Origin of the sequence: Nitrosomonas sp. Is37, from assembly GCF_033063275.1 — a bacterium.
GTDB lineage: Bacteria > Pseudomonadota > Gammaproteobacteria > Burkholderiales > Nitrosomonadaceae > Nitrosomonas.
Genome location: NZ_JAWJYP010000035.1, coordinates 20,534 through 34,288 on the forward strand (window position 1 = coordinate 20,534; position 13,755 = coordinate 34,288).

The window sequence follows — 13,755 nt, forward strand, 5'->3', positions numbered from 1 at the left end:
CCTACTTTCTCTATAATGTTTGGAATTGTACTAAGGTACAGGCGTACTAAGGTACAGGTATAGTACTTAATGAAGTGATACCCAAAAAAAACTGAACAGGTTGTTAAACTCTGACAATATAAATAAAGGAGAGTAATAACCATGAATGAGTAAGGCGCATAATATTCTAGCGAATTCAAGGCAAAACCAGGGAATTGAGCAGGGTACCCATATAGATTCTGAAGAAATCGGAGCAAAAGTATGGTTCGGTCCCGTCTCGACTCAAACCGCAACGCATCCAGCATCACACCAGTTTCCAATCTTCATCATTTTAGATAACCTTTAAGCTTAAAAACTACTTGTCGTAAGAGTAATAATCATTCTAGGAAAGGCATATCTAAATGGAATTACAAATTATTATTGTCATTGGTTTTGCTAGCTTGTTTGTTTTACTCATCCTATTAAAAATCTTTAATAAAAAAAGCAATCGTGTTTATTACCACACTAAAACTTTATTCACTCCTGCAGAAAGATCCTTCTTTGGAGTTCTTACTCAAGCTGTCTCTAATCAATATTTGATTTTTGGTAAAGTACGTATTGCGGATGTTATTGGGATTAAAAAGGCCTCAAATAATAGTGTCAGGCAAACAGCTTTTAATAAAATTGCATGTAAGCATTTTGATTATGTGCTTTGCACTAAAGACACATTGTCAGTTGTAGCTGTTATTGAGCTTGATGATAAAAGCCATTTAGAAGAAAAAACTATTCATAGAGATTCATTTGTTGAGAGTATATGTAGAAACGCTGGGTTAACCTTAATTCGCTTCAACGCTAAAGCAAGCTATCAAATTCCAGCTATTCAAAGCAAAATAATGGCTTCTCTAAATTCTTCTGAGCTACGAGAAAATAATCGTAATGCAATAAAGCATCGTGCTTTTCGTACTTGATATTATTTATAGCTAGTAGAATTTTGTCCAAATCATAATACTTTATCTGACTTCCAAAGTTTCGGCGGGCGATAAAACAGCACTAAATGCTTTGTAATTTTCGTTATGCTGTAATGAAAAAAATGACTAGCAGAGTATCTCACAGATAATCTTCTTCTACTGACAGCGATACAAGGGGATGAAACAGTGCCACAATTGGCAGCTCGTTATGGCCTACATCCGACACAAATCAATAGTTGGAAACGGCTATTGATCGATCAAGCTTCTGAATTGTTTTGCAGAAACAACAACGTCAGTAAAGGAAGCAGGCAAACTACAGATGATTTGCATCGCGTCATTGGCCAATTGACGGTGGAACAACGCGATTTTTTAGCCAGAAAGCTCTATCACTAAGTCTTGCTCAGCGCAAAGCATAAAGATTTCCGGCGACGATGAAGCGCAGCGTAATTACCGTTCAGTGGAGCACCTGTTAGCCGCCTTTCTGTTATTTTCTTCTTACTTTCCGTCATACGCCCTTTGTAAAGCAGCGATGTCAAACTTCTTCATCTTGAGAAATGCTTGGGTGACGCACGTCAACTTCACTGGGTCTTTTGATTGCATCATTTCGTCCATAACAGTAGGAACGATCTGCCATGACAAACCATATTTATCTTTAAGCCAACCACACTCAACTTCTTGGCCGCCTTCGCTGGTAAGTCTTTGCCAGTAGAAATCAATTTCTTCCTGCATATCACACTTGACGATAAACGATATTGACTCATTGAATTTGAAAAGCGGACCTGCACTGATAGCCATGAACTCTTGCCCAAAGAGCTCGAAGGTTACGACGTCTACTGTCCCTGAAGGAGTATCGTGAAGCGTTGTAGTGCTCTTGATCCGAGAGTTCTCGAAAACAGATGTGTAAAACTCGGCTGCTTCTTTGGCTTCCTTGTCGAACCATAGATGCGGAACGATTTTCTGTTTGATTATTGCCATGACATTTCTCCTCATAAAGTTAACAAGTAATTATAGGATTTTGGAGATCAAGACAACACTGGCTGTCTTATATTGTTTAACTAGATTATCAGAGAGTTATCGAAAGAAATTGGCTGACTGGTTTTGGTCAAACTGAGATATTACCTCTGAAAAGCTCTGTTAAATTAAATCACAAATTTACGATTAATGTAGAAAGACCGTCCGCATGAAACATTGATAGCCTTTGACATAATCAGCAGATGTTAGCCAAGACTAACCATTTGGGTCAGGAGGAGGTTAACTTTTTCCTCTGAGAAGATCAACAGCACTGCCAATAAGCCAAATAGCGCCTGTTATGACGCCAATACCAATGATGTAAAAGATTGTCCATATAACAATACCCTTAATGGGATTGAATATCGGCAGTAAGATCTCAAGTAAAGCCATATCGCTGGCCGATTGGGCAGAATGTTGAATGGTTGAGTAAGATGCTTCACTCGTTTGCCTGCTAGCTAAATTTGCAGCTTCCATTCCAGCGATCCATTCATCATGCTCTCGACGTTTGTCAGGGTCAGATAACACTTGATACGAAGTATTGATGATCGCCATGATTCGAGCAGCATCAGCATCCCCAGGATTCTTGTCTGGATGAAATCTCTGTGACAGCCTTTTGTATGCCGCACGGATGGCCTTTGGTGGTGCGTTACGTGCCACCCTGAGGTTATCGTAATGGGTATGGAATTTAGTCATACATGTAGAGCCTAGCAAGTAATTATATAGCTTTCATATATCTTTCATGCTTATGGCACTAACAGCATATCATTCTAAATGAAATGATATACAGTTTTAGGGATCAAGATAGTGCTGGCTGTTTCATATTATCTACAGTGAGATAGTGCAAAATTTATTTTTAACGGAGATAATCACTCATGGTCAGCGGTGACGCGTTTTTTTGCACCGTCCGCTGCACCAAAAGTTAGGAACCGATTCCTTTAAAAATGTGGCATGACAAAACTGTGTCCACCTGACTAGTTGATCCCTTTTTCTGTACCATTTTTATTGTAGTAAATCGTGCCTGATACGGGTGGCAGCCTTCTGCGCCGCTTCCATAATGGCCTCAGGATCCACATCCACCAGCTCTCCTTTTCTTTTCAAGGATCGTCCGTCGATAAATACCCACTCAACATTCACTGGTTGACCGTTAAAGACGATTTGATTGACCCACTCAAAACTCGGAGCAAAGTTGACATTTCCCGGATTGATGATGATCAAATCGGCTTTTTTACCAGGCGTTAGGGAACCAATGTGATCAAACATATCCAGCAGCTTCGCTCCATCCACCGTGGCCATGCGCAGCACGTCAGCGACCCGAGGAAATATGCCAGCTTGGAGCGATATGGCTCGCTGCAGCCCCAGTGCAGCACGCATGTCGTTAAACATGTCACTCGTGTCATTCGTCCCGCCATCAATGCCCAGACCCACCTGAACACCGGCCTGTTTCAACTCGGGCAAGCGGATGATCCCGGAGGCTAGTCGCATGTTACTAAGCGGGTTATGCAAGATGCGCACGTCATGTTCAGCCAGGATATTAATTTCTTTATCAGTGAGGTGTATCCCATGGGCCCCCAGGAGATCTGGCCCCAGAGCGTTAGACTCTTTTAGCACATCAAATGCTTTATCTTCACGTTGTGCAATGTTCTCAAGCAAATGCACATGCAGTTTTACGCCTAATTCCTTAGCCAACTTAGACATTGCGATGAGATCGGACTGAAGCGCCTCCGAGGGGTGGGAGGCGACTTGAAAAGTAGCTCTGGGGTTGGGGTCAATCAGTGTCTGCTTGACGAGCTTCATATCGGCGATGATGGCAGGATCAGCAGTGCCAAGATGCGCGAACACAAGCCGCAGTCCAGAATCACTGAGGGCACGAATATTCCCCCGCACGAACTGGGGTGTAAAGGCATGCGACCAATCGACCGTTGTGGTGATCCCTGTATTAATCAGATCCAGGGTACTGAGCCGAACTCCAGCATAAGCCTCGGTTTCAGTAATCGTGATGTTAGGATTAGACAATGGAAACACACAAGCATCTAGCCAGCCAATGAGGTTTTTGTCAGTGCCGCAGCCACGAATGAGTGATTGCCATAAGTGATTATGCACGTCAACAAAACCTGGCATTACAATTTTGCCCGTCGCATCCACAACTTGAGCATTACTTTCCTGTAAGTTTTTACCTACCTTGATGATCTTGTCTCCATCCAGCAAGATATCGGCATTCTTGATAACTCCCAATTCACCTGCGCCCACCGCGGGATCCATGGTGAGGATAAGGGCAGCGCCACGAATTAAAGTCTTCGAGGATGCCCCTAGTGCCAATGCACAGAAGGAACCTACTATAACGCTCAGAATGAATGAAACCAGAATCACGGAATGCTGGCGCTTATATCTGAACATGATTTCTCTCCTCTCTAACCGTTTATGTGAGACTACCTAACGATCCGGGCGTATTTCTGATTGAGTATTCCAAATCCGAAAAAAATGGACCGAGATAGGCGTACCTTCGCGGATTGTCGTATCCGCTGCCTGCGGGTTGCTGTCGCCGAATGCACCGGCTCTGCGGTCTTGGGGTGAGCGAATGGCTCCTTAACCGTTCACCAACTAACCTGCCCAAGTGTCAAAGGGGATTGGTCCTTGAACGCTTAGCATCAATCAGAAAATTGGTCAGGTTGATGCCATACTCAACCTGCGATAGATTCCCAAGTACTTCGACGCTGCTTCTGAGTTGCTCGCGATCCGCTTTCATCATAAACCTCCTAGTTAATCCAACTTTTGAACCGTCCCAGCATCGCTCCCCAACAAGTAATTATATGATTTTTGTATATCTTCCATACTTTTGAAATTAACAGTAGCAAAGTTGTTACGATTGCTAAACATGGCTAAAGGCTACTTTGGCTGGAATTCCTTCATTTGTGCTCAATATACTGGAAATGCTGGCCTGTGGTTCAAAATCCCACACCCGACACCTTATCCGCTGTCTTGCCGAGTAATCAATTTGACGAATGAAAAAGGGGAGAGCTGGCGATGAATCTGTCTGGTGGTCAAATACTCGTCACATGATCAAAGCCTACATAAAACATATTGAAATGGAGAAACACGGCATGAAAACAGATGACCCCGTTTATGAATGGTGCAGGGATAATGGAACCCTTTATCGAGCTTAAGTCAGTATCTCCTCCTGACTGGTATAAATTTCGATGATGATTTCAATCAACCCTTAAAACTCGTTATAAACAAGTAGTGATGGCAATTAATCAGTGTGGGATATATGAAAAGTTATTTCTCTGCAATCTTAAAAAAAACGATACAGAAAAAAGGATGGAAGAGATCAAATTGTGCATCATTAGAGGGAATCGCAAAAAAAGAACGGTACACATCTATGCATAATACACAGCGAACATTAATAAATGTGTACCGTCGTTCAACATTCATCTTACAACGAAAAGAGGTATAAATAAGACTCATTCTCAAAATGAAAGTTTCAACAAAATAAAAATTTTTTCTTAGTTTCTGTGTCACATAGTTATAGTTTGGCATGTGATCAAGCCAGCGATAGGCGAAGGGCACATAGTCTATACAGTTGGAATTCTTAAATTGAAGATATCGACTATCGTTAAATCTTATGCTGGCATATCAAAATAGCATGAGCGCACTTGTAGAAATTCCGAAGTACTCAATGAAACTGACTGCATTTATGAGTTAAATAATTTTGTGGAAGGCTCTAATCGTGATTGATGAAGCTTATAAACTCTGGCTAGTTGCTGGACGTGCTAAATCCTGCAGAAACCTGCCGTTTAGCCATTAAACATGGTTGGCCGGGTAAATCTACTGCAACGGTGGCTACTACACTATGAAGAAGCAAAATTAATAATCATGGATAAAAAATACATGCTCAGTAAATTAAAATCAATCACTTAAAAACCACTATATTGGGTTGCTCTCCGTTTATCCGAATAGATCAAAATAGATACCTTCATCTATATTTCTCATTTGTACATTTGTACCAGAATAAGACTCGGCTGAGCGGATGAAGAAGCTTTTGTATGAATCGGTTCTCAAATTTAAATTAAACATTGAGAAGGAAGTTACAGGAGGTTTCCAATGGAAAGAGCTGACAAGTTATCAAAAAGATCGGAATTGGAAAGGGTGAAAAGCCTGCTGGCGACACCGCTGGCTGGTGTAGCAATAATTTTATATGTTACGTGGCAAATGGTGATGGAGCAGAAATTTTTCTTGCACACATTTTTTGTGGAGCGAATGGGCGGGCGAGGTGTGGCGAAGCTGCCATTGGGGTATGGAAATGTGTTAGTGCTAAAGATCATCATGTTATGCCAACATCTGTCTAATAACCCTGATGTACTGCGAGATATACGTCAGCGTGTGGAGAAGCGCATTTTACGACGACTGCAAAACTATGGTGTGCCGCGCAGGCAAGTTCTTGCAATAACAGAGTATCAACCTGGTGAAATTGGACCTGATCAGTTTTATCGTGAACATGTCAAACGATCCATTCCGTGCATTTTACGTGGCTTTGTAGAAAATGCCCCCCAAGACTGGACACTCATAAGATTAGCGGAGAGATTTCCAGATGCCGTAGTACAGGTTCTAGACAAGAACACCAAGAAGATGATTAACACGTCACTCAGTCAGATCGCTCTAGATCACCGCCGTAATTTCATCCCGCAGCAATTATTGCTCGACCAAAACCCAGATTTTTACGAATATTTTGGTATCCCACGGTCACATGACTATTTCTCTGTCATGAGTCGGCCATCCAAACCTATTTTAAGTTTCCTCATACTTGGTCTGGGTAGAGGGTTAAACGCCAATTACCACTGTGAAGAAGGTCTCAACTGGTATCAAGCTGTATCAGGATCCAAGCACTGGACATTAATTGAATCCGAATATTCCTGGCTATTATATCCAGCTGCACGTGGCAATGGTATGCGACGGTTTGCAGCATTCCGTGCTGATGAAGAGGGTGAGCCAAGCGATCGTGATGCTTATCCATTGGTGGAATATGCGCCGCGCTATGAATTCGATCTGCACCCGGGGGATGTTTTGTTTTTTCCAGCATGGATGTGGCACAAAACCATCAATCTCGATGAGGAAGGATTAGGCATTACTTGCCGATACAGCGCGCCAACAGTGATGTCGAACAGGTATTTCCGTGGCTTGCAACTACTCTCAGCGGGTTTCTGGAAAAGCTGCATTGAAGTCATCAGCACCAGCATACGCGGTAACATTGGCGATCTAGCCAAAGATACTGCCCACAACGAGCAAGAAACCACACTCTACTGAAAGAATCTGACAGTAGAGATTTTCTTATCAAGAGTGGGGATTATCCTCTTATGAAAAGCTTTCCCACTAGCATGAGCGCACGCAAAAGAATCCGGAGGTTATCCATGAAGGAGATGTGATCTACGAACTTAACAACATCGCGGAAGGATCACTAATCGTTAATCGTCATTGACGAAGCATGGAAGCTGTGGCCGGCGGCAGGGCGCGCAAAAGTATCTGAAGATATCGAATACCTGCGTATGCATCGTCACCACGACCTAGATTTCCTACTGGTAGCACAATCACCGAACCTGATACATGCTGAAGTGCTTTGCTTAGTGGAAAAACACCTTCACATTACGCCTACATGATCAGGCCGCAAGATTTACGAATGGCCAGAATATTGCAGCACACCACGTTTGAAAACATCAAAAGAGCAAATTTCCCATCAAAGTTCACGTCGTCGAGCTTAAACCAGTATCGCCTCCTGACTGATACAAGTTCGATGACGATTTCAACCAACCATTAAAGCTCGTTGTAAATAAGTAGTGATGATAACTAATCAGTAGGGAGTATATGAAAAGTTATTTAGCTAAAAACATAAAAAAGAAATGGCGCACAAATTGCTGGGAGGTATAGCAAAGTGTGCACCATGTGGGCAATCAACCCTAAGTCCAATTTGGTACACAGCGCTAAAGAAGGAGAGAGGATCGTTAGCGGGTGTGTACCAGAGTTCTTTTTAATAAAGAACTCTTAAATAAGACTCATTCGCATAAACAAAGTTCAAATAAAAATTAAAATGATGGCTAGTATCCAGCCTCAAGCCTTCCTCTTGGGCTTGGGGGTGTGCCCATCATCGTGCGTATTGCTTTCGGTACAACAAAAACCATCGGTATTCTCAATTTATAAGGAAAAACAATGAGTATTACTCTGTTATCTGCCGTACCGGGAGGAGAGAAAAGCTCTTACGTGGTCTGGCATGAAATCAAGCCAGCGGTAGAAGCAGGGCGCATAGTCTACACGGCTGGAATCCCTAAGCTAAAGCTTCCTACCATTGTGACCAGCTATGACAAGCTTACCCGTTGGCATGAACGCACCCAAAAGAACCTGGAAGTAACCAACGAAGCAGACGCAATCTATGAACTCAACAACATAGTGGAAGGCTCACTAATTGTTATCGATGAAGCCTGAAAGCTGTGGCGAGCAGCAGGGCGCGCAAAAGTATCTGAAGATATCGAATAGCTGCGTATGCATCGTCACCACGGCTTAGATTTCCTACTGGTAGCACAATCACCGAACCTGATACACGCTGAAGTACATTGCTTAGTTGAAAAACACCTGCACATTACGCCTACATAGTCAGGCCGCAAGATTTACGAATGGCCAGAATATTGCAGCACGCCACGTTTGAAAACATCAAAAGAGCAAGCAGTAAAAAGACCATATAGGCTGCCCGTAAAATCGTTTGAGCTGTACGAATCGACTTCCATCCATAGCTAGCTATGCTAGCTATGGCAAACTATCCCACTGGCATGAACGCACGCAAAAGAACCCGGAAGTCATTCATGAAGCCGATGCGATTTATGAACTCAACAACATTGCCGAAGGTTCCTTAATCGTTATCGATGAAGCTTGGAAATTATGGCCAGCAGCAGGGCGCGCAAAAGTATCGGAAGATATCGAATACTTAAGGATGGATCGACATCACGGCCTGGATTTTCTGCTGGTCGCACAAGCACCGAACCTGATTCATGCTGAAGTGCTTTGCCTGGTTGAAAAACACCTGCACATTACGCCCACATGGGCAGGGCGCAAGATTTTTGAGTGGCCGGAATACTGCAGCACGCCACGCCTGAAAACATCCAAAGAAAATGCAGTGAAACGACCCTACAAACTGCCTAAAAAATCATTTGAGCTGTACAAATCCGCCTCTATCCATACCAAACCATCAAAAACGATACCGCTTAAGCTATGGACTTCCATTGCAGCCATAGTACTCGCGCCGTTACTGGTCTATTTTTCATTTGATCGTATCATGTCACGCCTTGATCCTCAAGAACCAACAACCACCATCGAAGCAAAAGCAGAAATCGAGAAACCTCAAGTCATACCTGTAAACCAGCCGGGAAAACCCGCACCTGTCTTATTGCCTGTTGCACCCACAACACCTACACTGGTATCGGATCAAGTTGACTGGTCAAGAGTATTAACCTGTATATCCAGCAAAACACAATGCATCTGCTATGGCCACAGCACCGAACGGCTCGTCATTCCTGTTGAAACTTGCCGCCTTGCTGCCAAGCATGGATTTCCCCGTAAATCACAACCAGCAATAGCAACTCATTTATAGCCTAGTAGTTAGACTGTAACGGAAAGTAACCAAAAAGGAAAAAAAGGGTTAAAGATGACTAACAGGGTATCTCACAGTGTTCCCTGACTGGGCGCCCGCTTGCGGGATGTCGAGGGGGCGGTGAGTACCCGTCGCGGGTTATACCGAAATGTTGCTAGCTTCGCGTTTATTTTCGCATACTATCTATCATCTTACTAAACCATAACCTCAATTAACCTGGTGAGGATTTCCGGAGAAAACGCTGTTTTTGGAGGAAACCGGAACGAGCTTTATGTTCTTGCTGCTGGTTTTCTTATTTCCTAGGTAAGGTAGCTCACAAGCCCCCCTAGCTGGGTTTTCGTTTGCGGGCTGTCGTGGGTGGTGTGTACTTGTTATGTATGAACCTGCTTACTTATGGCAACCTTTCTACTGCATCGTAGCCAGCCCTAGTTATTCTGAAAAGCTCCCGTTTCGCGCTTGAAGGCCTCACATAGTCTAACGATTCAAGTTCCTCAAGTGCACTAGTCCAGACTGCACGTGAACGATCGCTTCCTGTTTCAATCATATTTTTGCCACCGACTTGGATTGTATGCCCGCCAAGGGTTGCAAAATTTATGATAATACCATCTGAAACGGTGGCGGACTCTTTGAGCAGAAAAGCTGCTTCTTTAGAGAGAGAGGGTATAGCGGCGGTAGTATGGATCGGTTGATATAAATCGCGATTCAACTTCATCTGTAGATGGCGATTGAACTTTAATCGGAAATCTGTGAAATCAACATACGAGTCACACAAACCCTGAGACTGATATTTCTCTTTGAAGGATTGTAATTGCGAGTATTGTGCGGGATCAATGCTGGTAGGTACAACCGGAACTGAAGAGAAATAAAGCATTGTAGGTTTGCCTGTTTTGATGTGCTCTTCAATCTCTTCTATTGTACCACTCGGATATTCACCTGTGGCTGTGCCTATTCTTGTCCAAAAGACACCAACGAGTAAATCGCAATCATTTAAGATTTGCTTATTGATAATAGCCTGTGGTCGATCTCCCATTTCAGGGACAGAATGTGTCTCCCACCCAACTGAAAGTAGAATAAGCTTTCGGAAGTCGGCGTGAGCTATGTTCCACTCAGACAGTACCTCCTGTATGATACTTCGTTCAACAGCGACATCTGATGGTGACGCAATCATAACTTTGAAGACCGTGGCAGTATAGCTCATATTTGGGGTAAGTTTGATGTTCTAGCACGGATTATAAAATATTTGCATATTTACCATGCTTACGACATTATCTGCAACAAAGCTACAGTTTAAACTTGCTTTGTTACCAGCATTCCATCCTTAAGTAGAATGTTAGTGAGTTATAGATATTATGAGAAACTATTCTGTAGCATCATTCCAAATCGACTTTCAAGTATAACTTGCTGTCTGTAAAAATTTGCCCTGATTTCTAACGCTTCAATTTCTGCATTACTTTCTTCAAGCTGTTTCTTCAATAATCTGATTTCACTTTCTAGACTTGCAACAAGCTGGCATTTCCAGAATAGGGCTCTAATTTCGCCAGGTGTAAAACCGCGCCGCCATTCAGGAACAAACAACATATTATTTTTAAAAAAGTGACCCTCCCAATCTTTGCCTAACAAGGCAGTAGCATCACCATTCACATACAGCTTTAATAGCCTGATAGCTGATTCAGGGATCTTCTTTGTTCCTTTCTTCCAGCGTCTAATTGTTTCTTGATTTTCACCCGTTATTTTTTCAATTTCCAGACTGTTTATACTTTTTATTAAGTCGTCCATTCTATTTGCCTCCTTTAAGGCAAAATCATTGCAAAACGAAAATCTGGGTGATGCTTTTAATAGAACGATGTTTAGTATCTATCATCAAGGTTGATATGACTTGTCAGAAATAGGGATATTGAAGGGGAGTTAAACTCTAAGTGATAAATCTGGTTGAATGGATCTTGAGAATAATCTAAAAATGTATTCTATAAATCTATCTGATATTTTCCCGGAAATTCTTCTTCGATAATTACGATTTAACATAATATACATTATACGCAATTATGATCGTAGGAAAAAAATCAGGAGAAAAGACGATTATCTGTCGAATTTCTTCTATAGGCTGTTAGGTTTATCCGTGCGAAGCAGTTTTGCAAATTAGCTAGATGGCGACACAGTAAATGCAGTTCTTCACGATCGACGCCTGACTCAAGCGGGCGTTTTTTAACTGCTACATAACGATAATATTTTCTTCTGATAGAAAGGCTTACGAGCCGCTCAAATGTGCCAATAAAGATTATGAAGTTTAGAGAACATTTCTAAATTCTCTTGGGTTGCAAAAATTAAAAAGAAGATGCAAAGCGCTTCTTTTCAGCAAAATGAAATAATTACAGGTTGCAAGAATCATCAAGTCAAAATAAAAATAATAACGATTTGGCTATGTTTAAAATTTATCTGCGTGATAATAAGCAACGTATTTATAGGTCACTTGCCACAGACGACAAATTCCAAGCTATGGAAGCTTTCGATACAATGATTTATAGAAAAGATTTGGATGGCAAAAAAATTATTGCTATTTTGCTATATAGAAACTCATATGTGGCTTTCTATAGATTCGATGTTCCTAGTGATCACAAAAACAATCTACGAGGAAAAACAAAAGATATCTATAAATCTTTATTACTTATTTAATGAGATGTGTTGTCAAATATGGAGTCCATATCTATGACGCAAACAAGTTATCAATTGCTTGTCTTTTGTCAGTGCTTTAGCCTCCAACCAAGTTTGCCAAGAGCCTAGCCCTAAGCAAGGTGTTTGTGTTTGCGTCTCAGTTTAAAAAACTTGACTGATTGCTCACGAAATTCCTGGTTATATCGTTTTGCGGTAATTGTTCTATTCTTGTCCTCCATTTCATGACTATATTTTATGAAACTTTGGACTCCAGGAAATTCAGCATACCTCATTACTGATTTTGGAGATTACAAACGGATGTTGGCTTGGCTGATTCGCTCTTCTGCTTCTGATTTTCTGCAGGGTGCACCCTCTCCTGGGGTATGGTCCGAGCTATAACTCGCTCTACAGACCAATACAGCAGTCGGGGTGCAATAATTATAGCGGCTAAAGAAACCCATAACTTTAGTGGAATATTTCTAGTGAGCGTGGTATGGATTCAGGCCGATTTATGTAGCTTGAATGATTCTTTATGTAGTTTGTACAGTTTCTAATCCGTGTCATATACTCACTGCCCCTCTCTTTCCGGTGCTTGCTTCGCTGCGGTTCCTCACTGGGCACTCTGTGAGATATCCTGCTAGCCAAGAATTTAATTAGCATCTCGCTTCGGCTTCTTTTGAAAATCTTCGATTCCCGCCAGAAACCTTCACAAAGGAAAGCTAAGATTATTGAAGTCGATTAGCTGGTGGTAATTCAAATCGGAGCGGCTCTTTCTTACCGTTGACAATATCATCAGTAAGTTGATAAAGGTAATTGAGTATAATAATAGAATAGCCGGGTTGCAGTCCTTCAATCTCATCATGGTGATTTTCCAGAACATCGTAAACAACAAAAAGTGAGCCATACTCAAGAGCAAGAGCCGTTTCACGTTTAATTGCAGACGGTGCAACAATTAACTTATCATGGTAGTTTAACTGTTTGGGTATTGGAACAATGACAAAGTTTCGATGTTTGCCGAAGAGATCATCGTACGTATCATGATCGACAAGCAGAACGCCATAGTAATTTTTTTCATTGCAGAACTGGTTAAGGATTGCAGTGTAATCAGGATTTGACTTGGTTTTGATACTGCGTTGCAGTTTTTTCATTATCATTTCCCCATAAAATTGTCGCTACTACAGATGTAGAATTTTTACCCACTCATTTATGTTTAACGGTAAGCCTGCAAATATCTGGAGGGATAACAAGCTGTTCGGCACCGAAACCATAGCAAATGTATTGTGATTTGCTGGATATGCAGCATGAGACTTTTGACCAACTTACTTAGTTTGAAAGCTTGGAATATATATCTGCATATTACAGGCACAAACGCCAAGGCTAAATCAGAAAAAGCACCGTATCCGTATCAATGAATATTAGAAAACAAAATAGCGCAATATCAGAAACAGAATAACCACTAATTAGCCGTCCCTGAAAAACCCTTTTTCTCAACTACTAAGTTGTAGGTTAGGCATATTGCCAATCAATAGCCGATTAATATTG

At 41.8% G+C, this 13,755-nt stretch carries 14 protein-coding genes and 1 pseudogene; 9 read left to right on the top strand and 6 right to left on the bottom strand.

Annotated features, from left to right (window positions below; all coding sequences use genetic code 11):
• Positions 1–145 precede the first annotated feature (145 nt).
• The 3 genes from R2Q26_RS13500 (at position 146) to R2Q26_RS13510 (ending at position 1,319) form a co-directional block, all read left to right on the top strand.
• A complete protein-coding gene (locus R2Q26_RS13500) occupies positions 146–325 on the top strand; it encodes a hypothetical protein (protein WP_317536761.1) in 180 nt (59 codons plus the stop codon).
• A gap of 55 nt (positions 326–380) precedes the next feature.
• Entirely contained in the window at positions 381–926 is a 546-nt protein-coding gene (locus tag R2Q26_RS13505; protein ID WP_317536762.1) for a DUF2726 domain-containing protein, read from the top strand.
• 186 nt (positions 927–1,112) lie between these two features.
• Positions 1,113–1,319 (top strand): hypothetical protein, encoded by a 207-nt coding sequence (locus R2Q26_RS13510; RefSeq protein ID WP_317536763.1) that lies wholly within the window; start codon positions 1,113–1,115, stop codon positions 1,317–1,319.
• A gap of 102 nt (positions 1,320–1,421) precedes the next feature.
• Here R2Q26_RS13510 and R2Q26_RS13515 read toward each other — a convergent pair whose 3' ends face one another.
• From R2Q26_RS13515 to R2Q26_RS13525, 3 genes are all read right to left on the bottom strand, one after another.
• Positions 1,422–1,901 carry a VOC family protein gene (locus tag R2Q26_RS13515; RefSeq protein WP_317536764.1) on the bottom strand — a complete coding sequence of 160 codons (480 nt, stop codon included), beginning with the start codon at positions 1,899–1,901 and terminating at the stop codon, positions 1,422–1,424.
• 276 nt (positions 1,902–2,177) lie between these two features.
• Positions 2,178–2,630, bottom strand: coding sequence for a J domain-containing protein (locus R2Q26_RS13520; protein ID WP_317536765.1), 453 nt, complete (start codon positions 2,628–2,630; stop codon positions 2,178–2,180).
• Between the two features lie 306 nt (positions 2,631–2,936).
• Entirely contained in the window at positions 2,937–4,331 is a 1,395-nt protein-coding gene (locus tag R2Q26_RS13525; RefSeq protein ID WP_317536766.1) for an amidohydrolase family protein, read from the bottom strand.
• Positions 4,332–6,035: 1,704 nt separating this feature from the next.
• Between R2Q26_RS13525 and R2Q26_RS13530 the strand changes: the two genes are divergently transcribed.
• The 4 genes and pseudogenes from R2Q26_RS13530 (at position 6,036) to R2Q26_RS13540 (ending at position 9,564) form a co-directional block, all read left to right on the top strand.
• On the top strand, positions 6,036–7,235 hold the full coding sequence (locus R2Q26_RS13530; RefSeq protein ID WP_317536767.1) for a cupin-like domain-containing protein: 1,200 nt from the start codon (positions 6,036–6,038) through the stop codon (positions 7,233–7,235).
• A 167-nt stretch (positions 7,236–7,402) separates the two neighbouring features.
• Positions 7,403–7,585, top strand: coding sequence for a zonular occludens toxin domain-containing protein (locus R2Q26_RS15610; RefSeq protein WP_411182362.1), 183 nt, complete (start codon positions 7,403–7,405; stop codon positions 7,583–7,585).
• A 547-nt stretch (positions 7,586–8,132) separates the two neighbouring features.
• Positions 8,133–8,573, top strand: a pseudogene (locus R2Q26_RS13535) (zonular occludens toxin domain-containing protein).
• A gap of 106 nt (positions 8,574–8,679) precedes the next feature.
• On the top strand, positions 8,680–9,564 hold the full coding sequence (locus R2Q26_RS13540) for a zonular occludens toxin domain-containing protein (protein WP_317536768.1): 885 nt from the start codon (positions 8,680–8,682) through the stop codon (positions 9,562–9,564).
• A 391-nt stretch (positions 9,565–9,955) separates the two neighbouring features.
• Here R2Q26_RS13540 and R2Q26_RS13545 read toward each other — a convergent pair whose 3' ends face one another.
• Together R2Q26_RS13545 and R2Q26_RS13550 are read right to left on the bottom strand one after the other, a co-directional pair.
• Positions 9,956–10,762 carry a hypothetical protein gene (locus R2Q26_RS13545; protein ID WP_317536769.1) on the bottom strand — a complete coding sequence of 269 codons (807 nt, stop codon included), beginning with the start codon at positions 10,760–10,762 and terminating at the stop codon, positions 9,956–9,958.
• 149 nt (positions 10,763–10,911) lie between these two features.
• Positions 10,912–11,340: a hypothetical protein gene (locus R2Q26_RS13550; protein WP_317536770.1), complete on the bottom strand. Its 429-nt coding sequence runs from the start codon at positions 11,338–11,340 to the stop codon at positions 10,912–10,914.
• A gap of 597 nt (positions 11,341–11,937) precedes the next feature.
• Between R2Q26_RS13550 and R2Q26_RS13555 the strand changes: the two genes are divergently transcribed.
• Together R2Q26_RS13555 and R2Q26_RS13560 are read left to right on the top strand one after the other, a co-directional pair.
• Entirely contained in the window at positions 11,938–12,234 is a 297-nt protein-coding gene (locus R2Q26_RS13555) for a hypothetical protein (RefSeq protein WP_317536771.1), read from the top strand.
• Between the two features lie 234 nt (positions 12,235–12,468).
• A complete protein-coding gene (locus R2Q26_RS13560) occupies positions 12,469–12,612 on the top strand; it encodes a hypothetical protein (protein WP_317536772.1) in 144 nt (47 codons plus the stop codon).
• Between the two features lie 326 nt (positions 12,613–12,938).
• Here the strand turns inward: R2Q26_RS13560 and R2Q26_RS13565 are convergent, their stop codons facing one another.
• Positions 12,939–13,361, bottom strand: a complete 423-nt coding sequence (locus R2Q26_RS13565; RefSeq protein WP_317536773.1) for a hypothetical protein — start codon at positions 13,359–13,361, stop codon at positions 12,939–12,941.
• Positions 13,362–13,755: the final 394 nt, after the last annotated feature.

Coding starts and splice junctions, on each gene's coding strand:
- R2Q26_RS13500 (WP_317536761.1), top strand. CDS start 146: ATGAGTAAGGCGCATAATATTCTAGCGAATTCAAGGCAAAACCAGGGA.
- R2Q26_RS13505 (WP_317536762.1), top strand. CDS start 381: ATGGAATTACAAATTATTATTGTCATTGGTTTTGCTAGCTTGTTTGTT.
- R2Q26_RS13515 (WP_317536764.1), bottom strand. CDS start 1,901: ATGGCAATAATCAAACAGAAAATCGTTCCGCATCTATGGTTCGACAAG.
- R2Q26_RS13520 (WP_317536765.1), bottom strand. CDS start 2,630: ATGACTAAATTCCATACCCATTACGATAACCTCAGGGTGGCACGTAAC.
- R2Q26_RS13525 (WP_317536766.1), bottom strand. CDS start 4,331: ATGTTCAGATATAAGCGCCAGCATTCCGTGATTCTGGTTTCATTCATT.
- R2Q26_RS13530 (WP_317536767.1), top strand. CDS start 6,036: ATGGAAAGAGCTGACAAGTTATCAAAAAGATCGGAATTGGAAAGGGTG.
- R2Q26_RS13545 (WP_317536769.1), bottom strand. CDS start 10,762: ATGAGCTATACTGCCACGGTCTTCAAAGTTATGATTGCGTCACCATCA.
- R2Q26_RS13550 (WP_317536770.1), bottom strand. CDS start 11,340: ATGGACGACTTAATAAAAAGTATAAACAGTCTGGAAATTGAAAAAATA.
- R2Q26_RS13560 (WP_317536772.1), top strand. CDS start 12,469: ATGAAACTTTGGACTCCAGGAAATTCAGCATACCTCATTACTGATTTT.
- R2Q26_RS13565 (WP_317536773.1), bottom strand. CDS start 13,361: ATGAAAAAACTGCAACGCAGTATCAAAACCAAGTCAAATCCTGATTAC.